Source organism: Rheinheimera tangshanensis, assembly GCF_014645135.1.
GTDB classification, from domain to species: Bacteria; Pseudomonadota; Gammaproteobacteria; order Enterobacterales; family Alteromonadaceae; genus Pararheinheimera; species Pararheinheimera tangshanensis.
Genome location: NZ_BMLH01000002.1, coordinates 308,073 through 328,852 on the forward strand (window position 1 = coordinate 308,073; position 20,780 = coordinate 328,852).

The following is a 20,780-nucleotide window of genomic DNA, read 5'->3' on the forward strand; positions in this document are numbered from 1 at the left end:
GCTCTGAACTTTTTCGTCACTGTAGCTTTTGCCAGATCTCGCGGATTTGATCAGACAAGGTCATAGGGTCAAAAGGCTTCACCACCACATCGGCAGCGCCTAGAGCTTTGTAGGATTCAATCTCATTGGCTTGTACTTTGGCGGTCATAAAGACTACGGGGATAGCACTTAAATCAAAGTCAGACTGCATCTTTTTTAAAGTGCTGGGGCCATCCATACCTGGCATCATCACATCCAGTAAGATCAGTTGTGGTGCAAAGGCATGGAAGCTCTTTAACGCCTCTTCGCCACCGCTACAGGTTTCTACAGTAAAGCCACCCACCACCTCCAAAGCCACTTTAGCCACAGCCTGAATGGACGGGTCGTCTTCTACATGCATAATACGTTTAAGTTCTGTCACCGCAATCTCTCTTTCATCGAACCATACTGATGTAATTGAGTGTGCATTATTTTTTATGGCTGTGCCAGATGCAGACACTGACTGTTCCGGAAATATTTCCGTGGCAGAGCCTCACAGCTTTTGAGGTATTGGATGCTATAGTAGCGCTAGTTTTCTTGCTTTGGTGTCGTCTTGTTTATGTCCCGGCTTTTGTCTGAACAGTTTTTGCAATTGGATTTATTGTTAGCCCGCTATCAGGCTTTCTGGCGCTTTAGCCCATTCCATTTCTCTGAGTTACCCTGGGGCCAAACTGCGTTAGCTGCCGCTTTACAACAACTTGGGACTGAGCAGAACGAGCGGTTGGAGCTGGATGAAAGCTATAGGCGCGACTATTTTTCGGTATTTTTCCCAGAGTTAAATCAAATCAGTGATTTTGAGCGGACAAGTTTTAATAACACAGGGTCGATACACACTGAACTACCATTCTGGTTTAGTCGTGATATTAAAGGGCGGAAATTAGAACAAATTCAGGCTTTTGCCACGCAGATGCAACAGGGGGACTTACCTGTACTGGAATGGTGTGCCGGTAAAGGCCATCTTGGACGCTGGCTTTGTTTTAGCCAGGAGCGCAAAGTCACCAGTCTGGAATGGCAGGACGTCCTTTGTGCTGAAGGACAATTGCTGGCTGGACAACTCAAGCTGTCACAGCATTTTATTCAGGCAGATGTGTTAGTTGAGGAGACTGCAAAACACCTCAATACTGACCAGCAGGTGGTAGCTTTGCATGCTTGTGGCGATTTGCACATCCGCTTATTGCAGCAGGCCAGCCGTGTGGGTACGACCCAACTAGATATAGTGCCTTGTTGTTACCATTTAATAGCGACTGAGCAGTATCAGGCTTTATCTATCCAGGCGCAGCAAAGTCGTTTGGGGCCATTGAGCCGGGATGAGCTGAAACTCGCTGTGCAGGCGCAGGTCACAGCTGGGGAACGGATAACACGCTTGCGCCAGACTGAAGTGCTGTGGCGTCTGGCTTATCAGGAACTATATCAGGCGGTGCAAAAGGTAAAAGACTACCGGCCTTTGTCTTCTGTGCCTAAACATTGGTTTAGCGGCGAATTTAGTGCTTTTGCGTATTGGGCTGCTTCAGAGCACCAGTGGCAAATTCCGGTGGATACAAACTGGCAGTATTATCTGCAGCTTGGGCAGCAACGGCATGCTTTAGTGAAGAAAATGCAGCTGGTACGCTCTTTATTCCGGCCTTTACTGGAGCAGTGGCTGGTGCTGGACAGAGCCTTGTTTTTAGAGCAACAAGGTTACCAGGTGCAAGTGAAACAATTCTGCGACTACCAACTCACCCCTCGTAATCTGATGATTAGTGCCAGCAAAAGCTAAAGCTCTTGCCGGCCACCCAACCGCTGGAAAGTACTTAATGTGAACAAAGGTAAAGTTGCAAATAAAGTTTCGAAAATTTCAGCCTGAATTTGTTCGTAGTTCGCCCAGACTTTATCAGCACTGAAACAATAAATCTCCAGAGGTAAACCTACTTCGTTAGACTCCAGCTGACGCACCATCAGGGTCATATTCTGATTAATATGTGGGTTGTGTTGCAGCATCCACTTGGCGTAATAACGAAATAGTTTCAGATTGGTCAGGTGAGGCTGTTGTAATAACTCTTTGGCTATATCTGTTGTCAGAAAAGGTTGTAGTACAGTGTGCTGCATTAATTGCTGCTTTTCTGCCTCATCCAGAAAACCTATGCTGTGAATATCAATTTTGATGGCTCTTTTAATACGGCGTCCACCGGATTGCTGCATGCCACGCCAGTTTTTAAAGGAGTCTGAAATTAGCGCATAGGTCGGAATAGTAGTGATGGTATTATCCCAGTTCTGTACTTTGACCGTGGTTAGCGCGACTTCAATAACAGCACCATCTGCACCGTATTTGGGCATTTCAATCCAGTCACCCGTTGCGACCATTTTATTGGTGGCTAACTGAATACTGGCGACTAAACCTAAAATAGTGTCTTTAAACACCAGCAATAACACGGCAGTTAAAGCACCTAAGCCGCTGAGTAAATAGACAGGGGATTTGCCGAGTAAAGTGCTGAGGATTAATATACTTACGACAATAAAGTCGAGTAATTTGAGCACCTGAGCCAGGCCAAGGTAAGGCACATTACTTTGACGATCCACCGCACTGTAGATAGTGGTCGCAAAATTAATCAGGGCAGCAAAAGCCAGACCAGCAAAGCAGTACAGATAGATCCACAAACCTAAATGCACCGTGGCTTTGAAATCAGGCCAGTGCTGGAAAAATTGTTCGGCTGAGCTGATCAACACTACTGCGGGCACTAAATGTGCCAGATGACTGGCCAGCTGTAGTCGTTGTTTTTCAGTTTGATGTTGTAAGTCTCCATCGACTTTATCCAGCAGATGGGCGATAGCGGGTAACAAATAACGCCGTGCCAATGTAAACAGCAAGCTAAGTAACACTATGGCCAGCAGCACTCTGACCGCTAACATCAAAATATGCTCCGGAGCTAAATTCAAGCCAAAGTAGCTGGCAGCCTGCTGTAAATACAGATCTAACATAAGGCGTTTTCCGCTCTGGCAGCCTGCGGCTGATGGTAAGCGCTAATCGCCTGATCTTTTTTCAGCCAGCGTTGATTCAGCCAGTTTTGAAAGTTGATTCTGAAACCCTCGTCGTTGAAATAATCGCCGATAATCTGATGATCGACAGGCAGAATTTCTACCAGCACCACCACACGTTTTAACCGACCACACAGCATATCCAAAGCGACATGACCCGGATTGTCAGGGTATAAAATGGTCACATCCAGTACTGAATGAAACTGCTGCCCCATGCTGGCGAGGGTAAAAGCGATACCACCTGCTTTAGGCGGCAGTAAATGCCGGAATGGACTGCGCTTTTGCTTGTGTTTTTGTTCGGTAAAGCGGGTGCCTTCGACAAAGTTAATAATGGTGGTTGGGGTGTCTTTGAACTTTTCGCAGGATTTACGGGTGGTTTCTATATCCTTCCCTTTGAGTTCCGGCTTCTTCGCGACTTGTGCCTGGCTGTAGCGCTTCATAAAAGGCATATCTAAAGCCCAGGAGCCTGAACCAATAAAAGGCACCCATTTCAGCTCTTCTTTTAAAAAGAACTTAGGCTCCGGAATACGGTTTAATGCAAACTGACTCAGGACCGGAATATCTAACCAACTTTTATGATTGGAGATCAGCAAATACCAGCTGTCTTGTTTTAAATCAGCTACACCGCTGACTTGCCATTCCACTTTATTAAATAACTCCATCAAAGCTTTGTTATAACGCGACCAACCCCGGTAGGCCCAGTGGGCGGGTTTAGACCAGAAGGCTCTCGCTGTAGCATTAGGGGAGACTAATTTGGCTACACCAATCAGGGTTACAATACTGCCCCACAAGGCCAGATTGCAGCTGAACAGCAAAAATGCCAAAGGGGCTTTGAGTACGACAGGTAACCAGTGCAGCATCAGCTCCGCTCTCCTTGTTTCAGCTCTGTTAATAACACGTCTTTATCCAACCAGAGTTGATTGACCCAGCTCTGGAATCTTTGTCTGAATACCGGGTCTTCATAATCGCCAATTAAATTCGGATCTATAGGTAACACTCGCACCCGTACTTTAATGTCCTGCACTTTGCCGGAAATATAGTCCCAGAAGGTTGGGATGCCCTTAGGATAACAAATGGTCACATCCAGCAGCTTATGCAAGTGTTCGCCCATAGCGTTCAGTACAAAAGAGATTCCACCCGCTTTAGGTTTGAGTAGATGAGTAAATGGCGACTGTTGTTTGTCATGTTTATGTGGAGTGAAACGAGTACCCTCAAGGAAATTCATCACAGAGACTGGCTTGTAGCGGAATTTTTCGCAGGCTTTACGAGTAGTGGCTATATCTGTGCCTTTAAGTTCAGGTTTTTCCGCCAGCTGCTTGGCAGTTAAACGCTGCATAAAAGGAAAATCCAGCGCCCACCAGCACAAGCCAATTACAGGCACATAAATCAGTTCTTTTTTCAGGAAAAATTTTAAAAAGGGCGCTTTGTGGTTAAAGACTTTTTGCAACACCAGAATATCAACCCAGGATTGATGGTTGGCCAGTACCAAATACCAGTCTTTGACACTTAAATGGTCTATGCCTTTGATATCCCAGCGAATACGGGTGAAGGTGCGGCTGGTTAGGTTATTTAGGCTGATCCAACTGGTGGCGCAAAAGTCGAGTAAATAGGTGATCCAGGTTTGCCATAGTTTGACAGGAGGTAACTTAATGATGGCCAGAAGTAATATAGGAATGGCCCAAAAAATCGTGTTGATAAAGTACAGCAGAAAAGAAAGCGAGCCACGTATTGGGGCTGGTAGAAAGTGCAGCATTCAGTTACCACCTCGTTCGTTATTTCCCTCTTTCCAAGGTGCAGAGCCTGTGGTTATCTGGGATATAGTTTAAAAAAGAAAAGCAGGCGGGCCTGCTTTTCTCTCATCCGATCAGTGGCAAGTTTACCTTAATCTTCGAAGTAGGTGTAACCATAAACCCCGGCTTTTAGCTCATCTAAATAAGATGTCTGCATTTCCGGGCTAAAGTCCATCCGTGCTAATTGCTTCTGATACGCGGCAAGTAGCTTCTTCGCGTCAAACTGCACATAACGTAATACGTCGGCCACTGTGTCACCTTTAATGGCATTCGTCAGACGGTAACCGCCTTCGTCATCCAGTTCAACATGCACTGAGTCTGTGTCACCAAACAGGTTATGCAAGTCGCCCAGAATTTCCTGGTAAGCGCCGACCATAAACATACCCAACAGGAACTGTGAATCTTCTTTGTACGAAGGCAGTGGCAAGCTGGATTCAATGCCGTTACCGTCCGCATAACTTTTCAGTACGCCGTCTGAGTCACAGGTAATGTCCTGAATGATAGCGCGGTGTTCCAGCGATTCATTCATCCGCTCCAGTGGCATCACCGGGAATAACTGGTCAATACCCCAGGCATCCGGCATAGACTGGAACAGCGAGAAGTTCACAAACAGCTTGTCGGCTAATTTCTCGTTTAACTCATCGTGAATGTCACGGTGTGAGCGCGAGGATAAATCCAGCTTGTTTTTCACTTTGTTGATGGTGGCAAAGTAAATTTGCTCAAGCAAAGACCAGTCTTTTAACGTCAGCAAACCATGCACATACTGAGCATGAGCATCGGTAAAATAATGCACTGCATCGTGATAGGCTTCGACCGCTGTGCGTGGTGTGACGTTTTTATAAGAATCCCACAAAGCCCAAATCACGGCTGGTGAGTCTTCGCTTGGCTCCGGCATATTGACTAAGCCTGGAGCGCGTTCAACATCAATCGCATCAGTAATTAACACGGCGTGGTGAGCTGTCATAGCACGGCCAGACTCAGTGATAATGTTCGGATGCGGTAAGTCGTACTCGTCACAGACTTCTTTTAAGCCATACACCACGTTGCGGGCGTACTCCAGCATGGTGTAGTTCATCGAACAGGCCGAACGTGAGTTGGAACCTTCGTAATCCACACCTAAACCACCACCTACGTCTACCGTAGTGATAGGCACACCTAAAGTGCGCAGTTCAGCGTAGTGGCGGGCACATTCACGAATCGCATTGTGAATATCGCGAATATTGGCGATTTGCGAACCGATATGGAAATGCACTAACTGCAACAAGTCCAGTTTGCCGGCGTCACGCAGAATGTCGATGGCTTGCAGTACTTGAGTGGCAGTTAAGCCAAACTTGCCTTTTTCACCGCCGGTGTTTTGCCATTTGCCTTTACCAACCGAATTCAGCTTGATACGGATACCAATCATAGGCGCCTGGCCTAAGCTGTCGATTTCACGGATTAAGGTTTTTAATTCAGTGATTTTTTCAACTACGACATACACCTGATGGCCCATCATCTGGCCAATAGTGGCTAAACGCAGGAACTCAGAGTCTTTGTAACCGTTACAGACAATGCGCAGAGGTTTGTCGGTGACACCTAAAATTGCCATCAACTCAGGTTTGGAACCTGCTTCTAAACCTACTTTGCCGCTGTCATGGCTCACCAGCTTTTTCACTACGGAAAATTGCTGGTTTACTTTAATAGGGTAAACAGCTGTGTATTCGCCCTGATACTCACGTTCTTGTTTGGCCTGAGCAAAAGAATTAATTAAGGTGCCAACACGGTGCTGCAAAATATCGGTAAAGCGCACCAATACAGGCAGAGTTAAGCCTTCCTCTTTAAAGCGGGCAGTCAGTTCCGGGAAATTAATACCGGGCTTTTTATGATCCTGATCCGGATAGGCCACCAGATCGCCATTTTTGTTTACATCAAAATAGCCTTCACTCCAGACTGCTACGTTATAAATGGATCGTGCTTTTTCAATACCCCAATCTGCCATTGTCGTGCCCTTAAAAAAATGATGCGCTATTTTAAAGCCAATGCTGTGAAAAAAACATGAAAAGTTTGTCTCATCCAGCCCTGGCTGGCAAAATACTTAGCTTAGTTTGTTTATGAGGGGTTTAGTATGTCGGGCGACAACAAATGGTTCACTGAAATTTTTGCAGCCAGTGGCAGCGCTTTTGGTTTGGCCATCACAAAAAAACTGGATGAGGTGCAGTCGCCTTTTCAACATATTGAAATGTTTGAGACCACGCACTTTGGCAATCTGATGGTGATAGACGGCGTTATTATGCTGAGCAGCCGTGATAATTTCCTGTACCATGAAATGTTAAGCCATCCCGTGTTATTTACTCACCCTAATCCAAAACAAGTGGTGATTATTGGCGGCGGTGACTGTGGTACTTTGCGTGAAGTATTAAAGCACCCTGATATCGAACAAGTGACCCAAATTGATATCGACGAACAAGTCACCCGCATGGCAGAAAAATACTTTCCAGAGCTTTGTGCGTCCAATAACGACCCACGCGCTACCTTAAAATTTGCCGACGGTATTCAGTTTATGCGTGATGCAGCGCCAGAGTCTTTGGACGTTGTCATAGTCGACTCAACCGACCCAATAGGTCCGGGCGAAGGTTTATTTAACCGCGCCTTTTATGAAAGCTGCTTAAAAGCGCTGCGCCCAGGTGGCATCTTAGTGCAACAAAGTGAATCGCCATTGATCCATATGCCACTTTTAAAAGCTATGCGTGATGCGATGTCAGACGCTGGTTTTGCCGACTTACAAAGCCTGTTATTCCCGCAGATGGTGTATCCATCCGGCTGGTGGACTTGTACTTTAGCCCGCAAAGAGGCCAAATTTGATGGCTTCCGTGTAGAAGCGGCACAAAACCCGGCTTTTGAAACTCAGTACTACAATGCCGAAGTGCATCAGGCTGCTATGGCTTTGCCTAATTTTGTAAAGAAGGCTTTTTCTACGATCTAACCTGAAAGATTTGGGAGGCAGTTCTAAGTTCGGTAGCTGTAATAGTGGTTCATGGAGGATGGCGAATAATGAAATGGCTTCTCAGTGGAGTGGCGTTGTTACTGATGGCTGGCTGGTTTTGGTTCAGTGGTAGTGTTGAGCCGGAGCAACCAGAAGCAGCGCCTTCGATGATCTCCAGAGTTCAAAATACAACCCAGCATGTGGGGTTGGAAAAAGAGCCTGAATCATCGGGCCAGGATGTAGCAGTTGTTTATAGCGATACTTCGGTGCAAGAACCTACAAAGGCAGAGCCTGAGCAGGCCAGTTCGATATGTCTTGAAGGTCGGGGTTGTACCTTAGATTTGCAAGAAAACTGGCATTTGAGGCTGATCAGCTCAAATGCAGAATTGTCTCGCGCCAAAATAGAATTGCTATTCAAAAGCAGAAATTTTCGCGAAGCGGCGGAACAGCTGCATTATTCTCATCAGTATGAGCAAGATAACCAACTTGAACACAACCTGGAACAGGCATTGTCTGACCTGGAGAGCAAGTTTGGCGCCAGAGCAGAGGCGTCAGGCTGCAGGGATAATATCTGTTTGGTGCAACTGCGTTTGCCGATTGAAGTCAAGGCGGACGAAGTGCTAAAGCAGCTGTCCGGGATGCAGCCGCCTTGGCAGCATGTATATATGTCGGAGTGGAAAACTAAAACTCATTGGCAAATACGGCTGCTGGTTAAAGCCGAGCCATAGCCATGAGTGGTCTGTGTTGCAGTTGCTCTGATTTAGTTGGTGTTTTGTCTCCCGGCCCATAACAATGAAACTAAAATCAGCGCCGAGCCAGCGCTTAACGTAAGCCAGTTGACATTCTGCTGCCAGAATACAAAGTTCACCACTAAACCCGCCGGGATCAGCACGTTATTCATCACTGCCAACTGGTTAGCATTCACCTGCCTGGCGCCAGCATTCCATAACCAATAACCTAAACCAGAAGCCACCAGACCTAGCCAGATTAAAATGCCGTAATCCAAAGTCGTAGTTGGTATTTTGTTCCAGTCGGCAAATAGAGCTGTTGCCAGTAGGCTGATCATTGCAGCGCCCATAAAAAACCAGCCAAAGTTATAGCGTTGTGTGGCGACTGAACCTAAATCCAGTTGGCGATAAGCCACCTGACCAAAAGCAAAACATAAATTGGCAGCCTGGATCAGCAATAAACCCCACCAGAAGTCTGTACTAAGGTTTTGATAACGAATCACTAAAGCGCCCAAAATAGCCAGCAGGGCAGGGCCTAACCAGCGCAGATGCAGCTTTTTATAACGCCAGAAGTAATCCAGTATTGAGATATAGGCAGGAGTCAGAATAGTAAATAACAGCACTTCGGCCACAGTTAAATACAGGAAACTATGATAGAGCAGCAGATACATCAGACCAAGCTGTACAGCACCAATACCAGCCAGAGCCATAGCCTGAGTTTTTGAGCTGGTACTTTTGAGTAACCAGGGCAGGAATAACACTAAAGCCAATAGCATACGGCTGCTGACGGCCAGATAAGGGTCAACCCGGCCAGATAGGAATTCACCAATTAAGGAAAAACTAAAAGCCCAAATTAGCGTGACTAACCACAATAAACCCATAAAAAAACTCCGGTGCGCTGCTACTGCAATAAATGCAGCGGCAGCATAGCCGGAGTTTTAAATTTTTAATAGCTTTGGCTTTCTCGTTTTAGCCTAAGCCATTGATGTGGCAGCTCGGCGCGCAGTCAACAAAACTGCAGCGACAAGAACGACGGGTATTTTATTGAGTGATGGCTTCGATATGTATCTCAACGCGGCGGTTCATCGCTCTGTTGCTTTCAGAATTATTAGGCACTGCCGGGTAGCTTGGGCCTAAACCCTGAGTTTCAATCCGGATTGGATTTAAACGCTGCGCTACTAAATAATCTTTGACGCTTTCAGCACGTTTTTTCGACAGCTGCATATTGTAGTCATAAGCACCGGTATCGTCGGTATGACCGCTGATCACCAACAGGGTTTTGTCGTATTCACCCAGTACTTTAGCCACGTCATTTAATACCGGATACAACTGAGGCTGAATAGCCGACTGATTCACCGCGAAAGTGATTTGCGATGGAATTTCTAAACGCAAAATATCGCCATCACGGTGCACTTTGACACCAGTGCCAGATAACTGATCACGCAGCGCCATTTCCTGATGGTCCATATAACGACCTACAGCAGCGCCAGCTAAAGCACCAATGGCGGCACCTATCGCCAGTCTTTTGTTTTTATGATTGCCAGTGGCTTTACCCAGCACAGCACCCACACCGGCACCAATAGCCGCACCTTTAGCAGTATTCTGATTTTCCGGCGCTATATTCATACTGGCACAACCGGATAAAACTAAGGTGCTGCATAAGGCAACTAAACCTAACTGTTTGGCAATCATGGGAAATCTCCTGAATTATTGTGCGGCTATTGTACCTCAGTTCAACTGAATTAGCGCTGAACTAAAACATTGTTCGGCGCAGTGGTTAACAAGACAGAGCCTTGACCCTTTAGGGAAATCGCCATGGATGGCGGCGAATAAAGCTGAAGCTTGTAAAGGCCGGAGAGTCTGAGTAAGAGGCGCTCCCCGGTATTCTGGTGAAGAAATAGTGCAGCGATTAGGTTTGCTTTCACAGCTTTAAAAGTTCGCGCTCAATCGCAAACACATGTTCGTCTTGCTGATTCATATCGCGTAGCGCCTGTGCCAGTTGAAGCACGTATTCACTGTTAGGCCCACTTGGACCATGACTTCGTGCTATATGCGCAGCTATAGCTGCGTCTGTGTCCGGGCCCAAATAAGCCTCATTATCTGCGCTGGCTACATACACAACCCCTTGCACTTCGCCTGTTTCATTCAGCCAGTGCAGTGGGGTAAATATACGCAAATAACCATTTTTTTCACGATGGTCCAAATGTTTAAAGGTCGCAGGTGTTACTTGATAAGCCATGCCGGCGCAACGTGCTCCAACGGCTTCAATCAAGGTCAACACCCGTCCAGGCGCCTCAGGGGTACCACGATGATCATGGGAGCCCTGCCAAAAACGGCGTTCCCAGCCATAAATGCAGGCTGGTTTAGCGGCCAAATAGTCAAAGTCAGTTTTATAAATCAGCGAGCCGTAACCAAATAACCAGACCGAGTCGAGGTGATCCAAAGGTTGGCGCTGTTGGTTCAGGGATATAGTGTTGTGCGACATCAGGCTCTGCTTAAGACAAAAAAGTAATGCATTATTGGTCAGATTTTACCGAAATACCTTTTATTTATGCTACATGCCATTGACTGTTGTTATGCGTTATTTTGAGGCCACAACGAGTCGCCAAAGTAATTGCGGCTACAGCAAGGCGACAAGTGATAGAGGCCCCAGGAGCATAGTTCACTATGTGTTTATGGATTGAGGCGAATACTCGCCAGTAAGCAAAATTAGTCTGCTGAAATAAGTGACTGGGTAGTCAACGCCGCTGTGGTCGTAAGTCCGAAGGTATATACCCTAATTAATTGGAGTTGTAGCGAGGCGACAAAGGATTGAGACCCATGAGCATAGTTTTCCTATGCGATTGGGCGAAAGCCTGTAGTCAACAAAGCTACAGCTTCAAGTAAGACGGGTATAGACATATATACGTCTAAATAGGTATGCTCGGGTGCTTAAAAAATAACTGGAGTTAAATGGGTGTTATGGCTGGGTTAAAGTGGCGACGTCTGGTGCTGAAAGTGGGCAGTGCCCTGATTGCACCGGAAGCAAAAGGTTGCTCCACCCGTTACTTACTTGCTATTGCTGGCTTTATCAGCGAATGCAGGCAACAAGGGGTTGAAGTGGTATTAGTTTCTTCAGGTAGCGTGGCTGCAGGCCGTGCTGCTATTCCCTTTGCCCATCACCCCTTACCCATTAATGTTAAACAAGCGATGGCCGCTGTAGGCCAAACCCGCATGATGCAAAGCTGGCGTAATTTGCTCGACTTTGATTGCGCGCAAATTTTACTGACGCATGATGATTTGCAGCACCGCAACCGCTATTTAAATATCCACAATACGCTGCGTACTTTGCTCGATCACGGTGTACTGCCTATTGTGAACGAAAACGATACCGTAGCAACCGCTGAGTTGAAAGTTGGGGACAACGATAATCTGGCGGCTTTGGTGGCGACAGTGGTGGATGCGGATGCCTTGATTATTTGTTCTGATGTGGATGGTTTATATACCGCCAATCCACGTTCTGACAGCAATGCGCTGCTTATTCCTGAAGTACATCAAATCACAGCGGATATTTATGCCATGGCTGGAGGCAGCCATCATGCCATTGGCACAGGCGGCATGACCACCAAGTTGCAGGCTGCCAGTAAAGCCACATCGCAGGGTATTGATACTTTAATTATTAATGGCCAGAAAGCTGAAAGCTTTGCTGCGCTCTTAGCAGGCAAAGCCTGCGGTACGCTGTTTCATAAACAGCAGGAACGGTTAAGTGCAAAAAAACACTGGTTGTTACACAGTTTAAAAACCCGTGGCGAGCTGCAACTCGACAGCGGCGCTGTGCAGGCTTTATTGCATAAGGGCGCTTCTTTGCTGCCAAAAGGTATCAGCGCGGTCAGTGGTGATTTTGATAAAGGTGATGCAATTTGGTTGTGTGACGAGGCAGGTAAACAGCTGGCCAAAGGCATCAGTCAATACAGCAAATCAGAGCTGAGCAAAATCCGTGGCGTACACAGTCAGCAGATTGAAAGTATTTTGGGCTATTGCCCAAGCGAAGTGGTGGTGCACCGCGACGATTTAGCGCTGGTGGAGGGCTGAGCATGACAAACGTAAATATTAAAGCTATTTGCCAACAAGCCAGGCAAGCGGCCTTACAACTGGCGCAGCTATCAGAAGCCGATAAAAATCAGCTGTTACTGGCGATGGCTGATCAGTTAGAAGCAGACAGCGTTATGATCCTCGCTGGCAATGCTAAAGATATGGCGGCAGGGCGCGACAAGCAGTTGGCAGAGGCGATGTTGGACCGCCTGCTTTTGACTGAAGATCGGATTAAAACCTTAGCCAATGCAGTGCGTTATATTGCAGCATTGCCAGACCCTGTAGGCCAAATTCGCCAGATGGTGCCTCGACCCAATGGTATTCAGGTCGGTAAAATGCGTATTCCGCTTGGTGTCATCGCGATGATTTACGAAGCCAGGCCTAATGTCACAGCAGATGCTGGTGCTTTGTGTTTAAAATCGGGTAATGCGGTGATTCTGCGTGGTGGTCGTGAAGCTTTGTATTCCAGCATGGCGATTGCAGACGCTTTGCATAAAGCTATGGCAAAACATGGTGTGAACCCGGCCGCCATCAGCGTGATCCCTGATCCTGACCGGGCTTTATTGCTGGAGTTGCTACAACAAAAAGACAGCGTTGATTTAGTGATACCCAGAGGTGGCGAAGGGCTGATTCATTTTGTCAGCGATAACAGCAAAATTCCGGTGATCCAGCATTACAAAGGGGTCTGTCATTTGTATGTGGACCAGGATGCGGATCTGCAGAAAGCTATTGCGTTGCTGATCAATGGCAAAGTGCAACGACCCAGCGCCTGTAATTCGCTGGAAACCTTGCTGGTGCATCAAGCTGTAGCGCCACAATTTTTGAAGTTGGCTGCCGCCGCATTGGCCTCTGAGCAGGTTGACGTCTTTGCTTGCGAACAGTCGGCTTTGTATTTCAGCAATGCAGTATTGGCACAACCTCAGCAGTTTGATACCGAATATTTGCGTTTAGCAATTTCAGTAAAAATAGTGTCTGATTATGATGCCGCCATTGCACATATTCAGCAGCATAGTTCGGATCATACCGAAGTGATTTGCACACAAAATATCAGCACAGCGCAGCGTTTTTTAAAGCAAATTAACAGTGCAGTAGTGATGGTCAATGCGTCGTCGCGGTTCAGCGATGGGGGTGAACTGGGGTTGGGGGCTGAAATTGGTATTTCTACCTCTAAGCTGCACGCCTACGGCCCTATGGGTCTGGAATCTTTGACCACAGAAAAATATATTGTGATAGGGGACGGTCAAATCCGCTAAAGATTCAAGTTTATCCAGCCCGCGCCGATAACAGAAGGATTCTCTGTTTTCGGTGCAAAGCTGATGATAAAAATGGACTTAAATCAGGTGCTCAATCTTGGTATTCAAAATGCCATGCCTCCGACCTCTGTTGTTGCAGAGAACAAAAACTTCCGCTTCGAAAAAGCCAGTACAAGAGCTACAGCCGGTATTCATGTCGATTTATCCCCACTGGGCTTAGAAAAATCTAAAAAAGCCGAAAGGGATAAAGACATTGACGAGAGCGAGCTACCGGATAACGTCAAACAGGCTTTGAAAGCTATTCGTGATAAGCAGGACGAGCTGGAAGAAAAACAAAAAGAGCTGCAACAACTGATGAGCAACAGCTCGATGCCTGCAGAAGAAAAGCAGGAAAAGCTAAAAGCGCTGCAGGCTGAAATCAGCTCCTTAAGCCGGGGGTTGATGGATTCTAAAAATAACTTAGTCAAATCGATGCAGGATCAAGACTTAACTGAACAGCAAATACAAACCGCTATGGCGCTGATGAACTAAGGTACTGTTTTTGTTTTGCAATCAGGTTTAAACACCCGCACAGCTGAAGGCGGATTGGTCGCTAATTTAGCTTCAGGTCGTATCGGTCTTCTGACTAATTCTCCGCCACAGTTTGGGCAGATTCCAGTCAGTTTGTCAGTACACTCTGGACAAAAAGTACATTCAAAAGAGCAGATGTAGGCCTGATCTGCTGGTGTCAAATCTGCATTACAACATTCACAGTTGGGTCTGAGTTCTAGCATCAGTTTCTCCTCTGATTTCTTTTTAGCCTATTTCAACAGAGACAGGTTCAGCCGTCTGCCCGCATCCAGGCCAATCTCTGCTACTTACCAGCCAGTTGAAACCCGTGAAGCAATTCGACAAAGTCGCTTGATTCTGCTTTGATAGATCAAAGACTTAAGAGAATACGATATGAAAATTGCTGTGATAGGTGGTGGTATTAATGGCTTGTCATCCGCCTGGCAATTAGCGTTGGCTGGCCATCAGGTGACTTTGTTTGAACGCGATGAATTGATGCAGGCGACCAGCAAATCCTCTTCTAAGCTGCTGCATGGTGGTTTACGTTATCTGGAGCAGGGCGAATTTCGTCTGGTGCATGAGGCTTTGCAGGAAAGACGCTGGTGGCTGAAAAAAGCACCGCACTTAACCAAAAGATTACCGCTTTTGTATCCCATCTATCAAAAGGGTCAAAGACCACGCTGGCAAATCAAAATTGGCTTGTGGCTTTATGATGTGCTGAGTGGAAAAAAAGGTATAGGAAGGCATCGCTGGTTAACCGCAGAGCAGGCAAAACGTTGTTCGCCACAATTAAAAATGGATGGCTTGACCGGGGCCTATTTATTTTTTGATGGCCAGATGGACGACAGAAAACTTGGGCTTTGGGTGGCGGAGCAAGCTGTAAAAGCCGGAGTACAGATTCACCAGCATTGCCCTGTCCGTCAAATCACAGCAACAGGTGGGGTATTTGCGGCTAACAGCGCTGAGTGGCAAATCTTTGATCTGGTCGTGAATGTGGCCGGGCCCTGGAGTAATCAGCTCTTGGAACAATCAGAGCTACCGCTGCAACAAACTTTGGATTTGGTGCGTGGCAGCCATTTGCTACTGCCTGCAATCAGTAGGTATGGCCATATGCTGGAAGTGCCGGGGGAGAGGCGTATCGTCTTTGTATTGCCTTATCAGGGTCAAACTTTATTAGGAACAACAGAAGTACGGCAAAGTCTGGCAGAGCCTATCGCCTGCAGTGACGAAGAGCAGGCGTATTTACTGAAGCTGTATAACCACTATTTTGATAGCCAACTTAGCTCAGCTGATGTAGAGAGTACATTTGCCGGAGTCCGCCCCCTGTTGGGTGGCAGTGACAGCGCCAGTAAGGCCAGTCGGGAGTATGCACTTAATTGGCAACAGCAATTGTTGACTGTGTCCGGAGGCAAGTGGACCACAGCCAGGGCCTTAGCCCGGACTGTGGTAGAACAAATACAACAGAAAAACGCCTTATAAATCCAAAGCCAGAATTTTTGAACGGCGTTGGTAGTTATACAGCTGTTGTTTTTTCTCTGGTAAGTCCTGCACCGTCACCAGTTCAAAGCCATGCTCCTGGAACCAGTGAATACTGCGGGTGGTCAGCGCAAATAAGCGGTAATACTTACGTTGGCGTGCCAGCTGAATAATGTTTTTCAGCAAAGCACTGCCACGGTCGGCGTCACGGTACTGTTCATGCACAGCTAAGCAGGCAAATTCACCGACGTTTTCTTCCGGGAATGGATAAAGGGCGGCACAGCCGATAATTAAGCCGTCCCGTTCAATGACGACAAACTGGTCAATTTCCATTTCCAGCTGTTCACGCGAACGACGCACCAAAAGCCCTTGTTGCTCCAGTGGACGGATCAAATCCAGAATACCGCCAATGTCAGTGATACTGGCGGCACGCAAACGTTCGGCTGCCTCAGTTACTATCTGGGTACCTATACCGTCACGGGAAAACAACTCCTGCAACATAGCGCCATTTTCGCTATAGCTGACTAAGTGACAACGCGAAACACCAGAACGACAAGCCGTAATAGCTGCGTGTAAAAAGGCGACTGTGGCGGTGCAGGCGTCTTCTTTTTGCTCCATCTGCCACATTAAGTGTTCGGCATAATTAGGCATAAGTTCAGCGGTAATGTCACCATCTTCACCCACTATGCCGCCCACTTCGTTAAAGCCGATAATTTTTTCAGCTTTAAGTTTTATTGCCACTTGAGTGGCAATTTCTTCGGCGGTCAGGTTAAAGCTTTCGCCTGTGACAGAAGCGGCTACAGGGCCCATTAAGACGATGCCGTTGTTATCCAACTGGCGGCGAATACCCTGCACATCAATACGACGCACCCGGCCGCTGTGTAAATAGTCGATACCATCGTCCACGCCCAAAGGCTGGGCTATAACAAAATTACCGCTGACCACGTTGATTTGAGCATTGTGCATAGGGGTGTTGCTTAAGCTCATCGACAAGCGAGCAGTAATATCCAGCTGCAAAGCCCCTGCGACTTGTTTGATCACCTGGAAGGAATCATCGTCCGTCACCCGAATACGGTTATGGTAATCGCAGTTTAAACCGGCTTTTTCCAAGGCTTTATTAATTTGTGGCCTGGCCCCATACACCAGCACTATTTTAATGCCGAGCGTATTGAGCAGAGCTATATCATTAATAATACTGCGAAAGCCGGGCTGATCTATGGCTTCACCTCCCAGCATCACGACAAAGGTTTTGCCGCGGTGAGAGTTAACATAAGGGGCGGACTGACGAAAGCCATCAACAAGTTCTGTGGTGCGCACTTTGTTTCCTTCTGGCAAAAACAAAATAAGACTAAGGCTGCCTTGTGACAGTATGACGACAGCAGCTTAAGCATAGCAAACGAATGCCTAAGCCATAGCTGACGCAGCTCGGGCAGTGCAAATGAGCGCGCACTTTAAACAATTTTGGATAAATAACCAACATGTAATTTAATGGTATAGAGTGATATTTTAAGTATTTCTTTATAAATCATGTTGTTGATTTTTTACTTCGAACTTTGAGAATGGTCTGTTTGTGCCTTTTTATCTGACTTTTATGCATCAATATGTTTTTTTGCGGTTAATGCAACACTTCAAGATAACCGCCTGCCAGCATTTTATTGACCAGCGCAATACGTACATCGTCGCTGACATCGCCAGGGATCTCAGACACACTAAACTCTTGTCTGGATAATATAAAACGCACTGACGCTTCGGCGCCCAAATGAATTAAATGCTGTTGACCGGGTTGTCTGAAATCTAAAATATCATCAGTTGCAAAGAGTCCTGCGATCGCCAATGGGTTATGCCGAACCTTAGTGTGAACTGAGTTAACGTTTTGCATTGCATGTACAGGTAATTTAGGTAGTTGTTGGATCATTCTGGAACGACGGAAATTCAGCGCATCCCGGATAAACAGATCGGACTGACAAATCTGTTTTAGCTTCTCTACCCCTTGACGGATTTGCATGTGGATCTGTGCTGCACTTTGGCCTGTGGCCAGATGATCAGCTCGTGGTGCCAGATTGCTGCGTAGGGGCTTATCCAAATCAGACAATAAATCCAGCGCCGCAATGATGGCATCTCTTTGAGTGACAGGTACAAAGCCTATAGACAGATGGATAGATTCGCTTATTGACTCTACGGTATGCACAGTGCCCCTGGGCACATAAAGCAAATCGCCTGGTTGGACATCATAAGTTTTAAAGGAGTTCATAACGGCAGATGTTTCGCCCAGACCCCGCCATTGATTTGGCAGCGTAGGAGTGGCGTCGGAAATAAACCATCTTTTTGTGCCTACCAGTTGGATCACTATGACATCTACTTCATCATGGTGCACCGGAGCTTTAGCTCCTCCCTCACTCCAGAACACTACGACGCCAGCCGGATTTTGGAAAACAAATTCTAATGCACGGGTAAACTTGCTTAATTCTGGAGATAATTCGGTGACATCCGGAAAACGCACTGTGTAATCGCGCTGATGAAATTCCCGGATCAAGGCTGCAAAAGCCTCAGCACTTTCTACAGCTTTTGCTTCAGGCGGAGGTACTGTTGCTTTTTGAATATGACAGGTCAGGTTTTGCGCATACTTTGCGAAACCGCTTAGCAAGGCAGCCTTGGGATCCAACCCTGCTAGTTGAGCTCTGCGCTGATTTGAGCTGCCCAACAAAACCAAAGGTTTTTCTGCCGCGATGAGGTCAAAAAAATCGTCGTATGTAGCGGGGCCAAGAATATCCGCTAGTATTTTTTGTGCTTCACTAAGTATCAAGGAGTAAGTCCATTACGTCATGTTTCCAAAGTACACACTTTAAATTTTTTTCGTCATTAGATCTTCAACAGGGGTGGTAAAAGTATGTAATCCTTTGTAAGGGGATATTTAGTTTCGCCATAAATACAAGCCTATAAAGCGACCTGTCATCAGTCAAAAATGACGCTGCAGCTTGCAAGCTGTTAAGTGCCTGAATGTGCAAAAACAGAGATTCTGATATCAAGACAACTTTAACAAATAGCTTATCAACTGCCTAAAAATCGGATGTATTGCTGAATTGAATCAGGCTCAGCATGAGGTGTGTGCTGAGCCTGCTGGTTAATCTAGGATAATATGAGGTAAAAATCTGGAACTGTCTTTGGTGATCAGTGAGTTGTCTTCGCGAATACCTATACCGGCCGCGCTGTTGCCTACCACCCAGCTGCCAATCATGCTGTAGCTGTCGCCAAACTTTGGCAAAGGCTGCAACTTCTGGCGGATAAAAGGCGAGTCGGCGTACGGGCCTGGTTCACTGATTTTTTCGCCTGAGTGCGTGACTAATTCCACATTAGCGCCTTCACGGGAAAACAGCGGTTTACGCACCCAACCGGCAGCAAAGCTTTGGCCAGGTTGTTCGAAATGGCTTTCCAGCAAATTCGGATGGCCCTTATATTTTTGCCACAGCAAAGGCAAAATGCCTTTGTTTGACAACAACATTTTCCAGCCAGGTTCCAGCCATTGAGTTTGACTGCTTAAAATGACAGAAGCAAAATCTTCCTGCAGCATAAACTCCCACGGATACAGCTTAAACAAGCCGCCTATGGCATAACCTTCCAGATCCACCAGTTGACCACTGGTTTCGCCCAGCTGCTCCAGTTCGATAAAACGACTGTCGACCCCTGCTTGTTTAGCGATATCCATCAGATACATCACTGTACCTTTGTCTTCGATACTGTTGGCCACAGATGCAAAATACAAAGGATTGGCCAGAGGCAGGTTAGCAAAGGCGGCTTCTAACTGATCTTGCAGGGAATTAAACTGATCGGCGCCTTGTGGCACTTTGCCGCGCATGATCTGATCTTCCAGCCACACCCACTGGAAAAAACCTGTCTCAAATAACGACGTTGGCGTGTCGTAATTCAGTTCCAGCAATTTAGCCGGGCCAGTGCCGTCGTAGACTAAATCCAGCCGGCCATATAAAGACGGCGCTTTGTTGCGCCAGGAGTCTGCGACAAAATCCCAGAACTTTTCTGGTATGGCGAGTTGCTTTAACTTTTCCTCATCATGAATGACGTCGTCGACTAAACCCAACGCCATCTGATGCAGCTCTTCGGTCGGTTCTTCTAAATCCTGTTCAATCTGACGCAGATTAAATTGGTAATAAGCGGTCTCATCCCAATAAGGTTCGCCATCAAAGGTATGAAACTCAAAGCCTACAGATTCAGCATAAGAGCGCCAGCCGGGGCGCTCTTCACAAGCTACTTTTTTCATGCGCCTTTAACCACCAAAACTGCTGGCTGAGCCGGAGCGTTTTTGCGCCTGAGCACCAAAACCACCACGATTGACCACACCGGCAGGTTTAGGTTGCACAGAAGAAGGTTTGATATAAGTTGGGCCTACACCTTTAGCCACAGGCGTATTGGTGGCAGTACGGAAGGTGCTGCGATCGTCTCTCGATTTATACAAAGGTTGAGCCTGTACAGGTTGTTTTAACTGTGAGCCTGAACGGTTCAGCATTTGCCCTGCTAAAAAGCCCATCATCATTGGCATAAAAAAGCCGCCGCTGGAGGCCTGAGCTTGTTGTGGCACTTGTTCTGTTCCGGCAGCCGCTGCTGCCTGGGCCTGAGTTTCACACTGGCCTACCCCAAAGTCTGTTTCACAGGCAGCTTTGTCGGTGTATTTAGGCGCAACCTGGGTATGCATGGCCAAAGCCTGACCTAAGTCAGCTTTACATTGCTCCGGATTGTAATAAGCGGCACATTGGTCAACGGTTTCAAATGCTGCGGTTTGCACAGCTTCTTCCTGACCACAACCTGCCATTAAAAAAGTTGCGGTAGGCACCATCAACACTAAAGCTGCTTTTTTACTACGTTTCAGCACTTTCTGTTTCATCAGTGGCTCCTTAAAAAGTTGTGCAGA

The 20,780-nt window shown here is 46.9% G+C and carries 20 protein-coding genes; 7 read left to right on the forward strand and 13 right to left on the reverse strand.

Translation table 11 applies throughout. The features are described 5' to 3' along the window. Positions 1 to 16: 16 nt before the first annotated feature. A complete protein-coding gene (locus IEW88_RS05970) occupies positions 17 to 400 on the reverse strand; it encodes a response regulator (protein ID WP_053423142.1) in 384 nt (127 codons plus the stop codon). A 177-nt stretch (positions 401 to 577) separates the two neighbouring features. Between IEW88_RS05970 and IEW88_RS05975 the strand changes: the two genes are divergently transcribed. After that, a complete protein-coding gene (locus IEW88_RS05975) occupies positions 578 to 1,774 on the forward strand; it encodes a methyltransferase (RefSeq protein ID WP_147903453.1) in 1,197 nt (398 codons plus the stop codon). Here IEW88_RS05975 and IEW88_RS05980 read toward each other — a convergent pair. From IEW88_RS05980 to speA, 4 genes are all read right to left on the reverse strand, one after another. Further along, positions 1,771 to 2,973 carry a mechanosensitive ion channel family protein gene (locus IEW88_RS05980; RefSeq protein ID WP_229670326.1) on the reverse strand — a complete coding sequence of 401 codons (1,203 nt, stop codon included), beginning with the start codon at positions 2,971 to 2,973 and terminating at the stop codon, positions 1,771 to 1,773. The two genes, IEW88_RS05975 and IEW88_RS05980, sit on opposite strands and share 4 nt — an antisense overlap. Beyond that, positions 2,967 to 3,890: a 1-acylglycerol-3-phosphate O-acyltransferase, YihG family gene (gene yihG, locus IEW88_RS05985; RefSeq protein ID WP_147903454.1), complete on the reverse strand. Its 924-nt coding sequence runs from the start codon at positions 3,888 to 3,890 to the stop codon at positions 2,967 to 2,969. The genes IEW88_RS05980 and yihG (IEW88_RS05985) overlap by 7 nt, the downstream gene beginning before the upstream one ends. After that, the gene (yihG, locus tag IEW88_RS05990; RefSeq protein WP_147903455.1) at positions 3,890 to 4,783 is read right to left on the reverse strand and encodes a 1-acylglycerol-3-phosphate O-acyltransferase, YihG family; all 894 of its coding nucleotides are present in this window, start codon (positions 4,781 to 4,783) and stop codon (positions 3,890 to 3,892) included. The genes yihG (IEW88_RS05985) and yihG (IEW88_RS05990) overlap by 1 nt, the downstream gene beginning before the upstream one ends. Before the next feature lie 128 nt (positions 4,784 to 4,911). Then, complete coding sequence (gene speA / locus IEW88_RS05995) at positions 4,912 to 6,798, reverse strand: biosynthetic arginine decarboxylase (protein WP_053423122.1); 1,887 nt, start codon at positions 6,796 to 6,798, stop codon at positions 4,912 to 4,914. Positions 6,799 to 6,924: 126 nt separating this feature from the next. On the opposite strand from speA, the gene speE reads away from it, so the two are divergent. Both speE and IEW88_RS06005 read left to right on the forward strand, forming a co-directional pair. Continuing rightward, positions 6,925 to 7,782 carry a polyamine aminopropyltransferase gene (speE, locus tag IEW88_RS06000; RefSeq protein WP_147903456.1) on the forward strand — a complete coding sequence of 286 codons (858 nt, stop codon included), beginning with the start codon at positions 6,925 to 6,927 and terminating at the stop codon, positions 7,780 to 7,782. Between the two features lie 68 nt (positions 7,783 to 7,850). Beyond that, a complete protein-coding gene (locus tag IEW88_RS06005) occupies positions 7,851 to 8,510 on the forward strand; it encodes a hypothetical protein (RefSeq protein ID WP_147903457.1) in 660 nt (219 codons plus the stop codon). A 32-nt stretch (positions 8,511 to 8,542) separates the two neighbouring features. On the opposite strand, the gene IEW88_RS06010 is transcribed toward IEW88_RS06005, so the two are convergent. From IEW88_RS06010 to IEW88_RS06020, 3 genes are all read right to left on the reverse strand, one after another. Next, a complete protein-coding gene (locus IEW88_RS06010) occupies positions 8,543 to 9,391 on the reverse strand; it encodes an EamA family transporter (RefSeq protein ID WP_147903458.1) in 849 nt (282 codons plus the stop codon). 160 nt (positions 9,392 to 9,551) lie between these two features. Beyond that, positions 9,552 to 10,202 (reverse strand): YiaD family glycine zipper/OmpA-like lipoprotein, encoded by a 651-nt coding sequence (locus IEW88_RS06015; protein WP_053423125.1) that lies wholly within the window; start codon positions 10,200 to 10,202, stop codon positions 9,552 to 9,554. A gap of 229 nt (positions 10,203 to 10,431) precedes the next feature. Further along, the gene (locus tag IEW88_RS06020) at positions 10,432 to 10,995 is read right to left on the reverse strand and encodes a gamma-glutamylcyclotransferase (protein ID WP_147903459.1); all 564 of its coding nucleotides are present in this window, start codon (positions 10,993 to 10,995) and stop codon (positions 10,432 to 10,434) included. 467 nt (positions 10,996 to 11,462) lie between these two features. Between IEW88_RS06020 and proB the strand changes: the two genes are divergently transcribed. From proB to IEW88_RS06035, 3 genes are all read left to right on the forward strand, one after another. Further along, complete coding sequence (gene proB, locus IEW88_RS06025; RefSeq protein WP_221411371.1) at positions 11,463 to 12,581, forward strand: glutamate 5-kinase; 1,119 nt, start codon at positions 11,463 to 11,465, stop codon at positions 12,579 to 12,581. Positions 12,582 to 12,583: 2 nt separating this feature from the next. After that, positions 12,584 to 13,834 carry a glutamate-5-semialdehyde dehydrogenase gene (locus tag IEW88_RS06030; protein WP_147903460.1) on the forward strand — a complete coding sequence of 417 codons (1,251 nt, stop codon included), beginning with the start codon at positions 12,584 to 12,586 and terminating at the stop codon, positions 13,832 to 13,834. Between the two features lie 63 nt (positions 13,835 to 13,897). Then, entirely contained in the window at positions 13,898 to 14,365 is a 468-nt protein-coding gene (locus IEW88_RS06035; protein WP_147903461.1) for a hypothetical protein, read from the forward strand. Here IEW88_RS06035 and IEW88_RS06040 read toward each other — a convergent pair. Further along, on the reverse strand, positions 14,362 to 14,607 hold the full coding sequence (locus IEW88_RS06040; RefSeq protein WP_147903462.1) for a DUF1272 domain-containing protein: 246 nt from the start codon (positions 14,605 to 14,607) through the stop codon (positions 14,362 to 14,364). The two genes, IEW88_RS06035 and IEW88_RS06040, sit on opposite strands and share 4 nt — an antisense overlap. Positions 14,608 to 14,776: 169 nt before the next feature. Here IEW88_RS06040 and IEW88_RS06045 point away from each other — a divergent pair, with 169 nt between their 5' ends. After that, a complete protein-coding gene (locus IEW88_RS06045) occupies positions 14,777 to 15,862 on the forward strand; it encodes a glycerol-3-phosphate dehydrogenase/oxidase (RefSeq protein WP_147903463.1) in 1,086 nt (361 codons plus the stop codon). Here the strand turns inward: IEW88_RS06045 and argA are convergent. The 4 genes from argA to IEW88_RS06065 all read right to left on the reverse strand — a co-directional run bounded on the left by argA (position 15,857) and on the right by IEW88_RS06065 (position 20,753). After that, positions 15,857 to 17,176 (reverse strand): amino-acid N-acetyltransferase, encoded by a 1,320-nt coding sequence (gene argA, locus IEW88_RS06050; protein ID WP_147903464.1) that lies wholly within the window; start codon positions 17,174 to 17,176, stop codon positions 15,857 to 15,859. The two genes, IEW88_RS06045 and argA, sit on opposite strands and share 6 nt — an antisense overlap. Positions 17,177 to 17,474: 298 nt before the next feature. Then, positions 17,475 to 18,662 (reverse strand): JmjC domain-containing protein, encoded by a 1,188-nt coding sequence (locus IEW88_RS06055; RefSeq protein WP_147903465.1) that lies wholly within the window; start codon positions 18,660 to 18,662, stop codon positions 17,475 to 17,477. Positions 18,663 to 18,980: 318 nt separating this feature from the next. Then, positions 18,981 to 20,132, reverse strand: a complete 1,152-nt coding sequence (locus IEW88_RS06060; RefSeq protein ID WP_147903466.1) for a glutathionylspermidine synthase family protein — start codon at positions 20,130 to 20,132, stop codon at positions 18,981 to 18,983. A gap of 6 nt (positions 20,133 to 20,138) precedes the next feature. After that, a complete protein-coding gene (locus tag IEW88_RS06065) occupies positions 20,139 to 20,753 on the reverse strand; it encodes a DUF1190 domain-containing protein (protein WP_053426020.1) in 615 nt (204 codons plus the stop codon). Positions 20,754 to 20,780 lie beyond the last annotated feature (27 nt).